This window comes from Hyphomonas sp. (assembly GCF_046313735.1).
GTDB lineage: Bacteria > Pseudomonadota > Alphaproteobacteria > Caulobacterales > Hyphomonadaceae > Hyphomonas.
This window is the reverse complement of sequence record NZ_JBKBXW010000114.1, coordinates 1-1,965: the sequence shown is the minus strand read 5'-3', so window position 1 is coordinate 1,965 and position 1,965 is coordinate 1. Positions and strand designations below refer to the sequence as shown.

The 1,965-nt window shown below is 63.9% G+C and carries 2 protein-coding genes; both read right to left on the bottom strand.

From position 1 onward, the window contains the following. Positions 1-10: 10 nt before the first annotated feature. Positions 11-1,306: a diaminobutyrate--2-oxoglutarate transaminase gene (ectB, locus tag ACK4SV_RS16945; RefSeq protein WP_409919019.1), complete on the bottom strand. Its 1,296-nt coding sequence runs from the start codon at positions 1,304-1,306 to the stop codon at positions 11-13. A 51-nt stretch (positions 1,307-1,357) separates the two neighbouring features. After that, on the bottom strand, positions 1,358-1,927 hold the full coding sequence (gene ectA, locus ACK4SV_RS16940) for a diaminobutyrate acetyltransferase (protein WP_409919018.1): 570 nt from the start codon (positions 1,925-1,927) through the stop codon (positions 1,358-1,360). Between the last annotated feature and the right edge of the window lie 38 nt (positions 1,928-1,965).

Below are 1,965 nucleotides of genomic sequence, written 5' to 3'. Positions count from 1 at the left end.
GGTCGCTCCCTTAGGCTGCGGACTGGCTGCGGCGCGCCGAAACGGTGCGCACGGCAGTTTCCAGGATCTTGAGGCCGGCTTCGAGGTCGGCGTCGCGGATCGTCAACGGCGCGAGCACCTTTACGACTTCGTCATCACTGCCGCTCGTCTCAATGATCAGGCCATTGTCGAAACACTGGGCGCAGACTTCTGCGGCGATTTCGCCACTCTCCATCTCGATGCCGGACATCATGCCCCGGCCCTTGATGCGGTTTGCCAGGGGGCTCGCGTCTGCAATCTTCTTCAGGCGTGCGCGGAGGATTCCCGATTTGCGGGCGACGTCCTTCTCGAACGCGTCATCGGCCCAGTAAAGGTCGAGCGCCTTGGCGGCGGTCACAAAGGCGTGGTTGTTGCCGCGGAACGTGCCATTATGCTCGCCGGGCTTCCAGCGGTCATGTTCGGGACGGATCAGCGTCAGCGCCATCGGCAGACCCATGCCGGACAGCGACTTCGCGAGCGTCACGATATCCGGCTGGATGCCGGCGCGCTCAAAGCTGAAGAAACCACCCGTGCGGCCAATGCCGGCCTGAATGTCATCGATGATCAGCAGCGCGCCATGCTTGCGGGCAATCTGCTCGATCCGGCGCAGCCAGGCATTCGAGGCAACGTTGAGCCCGCCCTCGCCCTGTACCGTCTCGACCAGTATGGCCGCCGGCTTGTCGAGGCCTGAGGAGCTGTCCGACAGGCGCTGGTCAAGCTGGTCGGCGGTGTCCGTATCCGGACCGAAATAGCCGTCATATGCTTCATGGCTCACGCCGCTCAGCGGGATGCCCGCGCCGCCCCGCTTGCCGGAATTACCGGTCGTTGCCAGCGCGCCCAGCGTCATGCCGTGGAAACCATTGGTAAAGGCGATCACATTCGTCCGTCCCGTGACTTTGCGCGCGAGCTTCAGCGCCGCCTCGACGGCGTTCGCGCCGGTCGGCCCGGTGAACATCGTGCGGTAGTTCATGCCGCGCGGTTTCAGAATGCGCCTCTCGAAGGTCTCGAGGAAATGCGCCTTGGCGCGGGTGTGCATGTCGAGGCCGTGCGCCACGCCGTCCGCGGAGATGTATTCAATCAGCGCCTGTTTCAGTTCGGCCGGGTTATGGCCATAGTTCAGCGTCGAGCAGCCGGAAAGAAAGTCGAGATAGCGCGTACCGTCCTCGGCCACCATGTGGGATCCGCTGGCGGATTGGAAGACGCAGGGGAATGAACGGCAATAGCTGCGCACGCGCGATTCGCGGCGCTCAAAGATGTCGGTGGGTACGGAAGCATGTTCATAGGCCATTGCGGGCTCCTTGTTTGATGCTCTGATTTTTTGTTATGTGTACGGAGGGGTTCAGACGTTACCGGGCGGCGCTCGGAAAGGCCCGATGGTGACGAGAAACTCGGACGGGTGCCGGCCTGCCAGATGCCGGTCGCGGTCAAACCAGGGCGCATCGCGGAGCGGGGCGCCGAGCCATCGCGCCAGGCCGCGGAACAGGCCCCAGGAGGCGTCATTCTCACGGGTGATGGAGGTTTCTATCTGGCGCACTTTGGCCTGCTCCGGCCGCGCCAGGATGTCCGCCAGCATAAGTTTTGCGAGGCCCAGGCCGCGCGCATCCGGATGCACAGCGACCTGCCAGAGGAAGAAGGTATCGTCCCTGCCGGGCGGCAGGTGGCCGGAAATCCACCCCACGACGCGGCCATTGATCCGGGCAACCGCGCAGGTGCGCGCGAAATGCGTACACTGGATCAGGTTGGCATACAGGGAGTTGGTGTCGAGCGGCGGACAGGCGGCAATCAGGGCATGGACCTCGGCCGCATCTTCTGCGCCGGGGGGCGCTATGCGGATGGGGGCCAGCGCCGCCGCCTTACTTCGTTCGGGGACAGGCTCGGCCGTGTTCTGGGTGATGGTGTCACCAGGCATGGTTTCGCTCACTTTGCTAATGCTTAGGCCGTCAAATT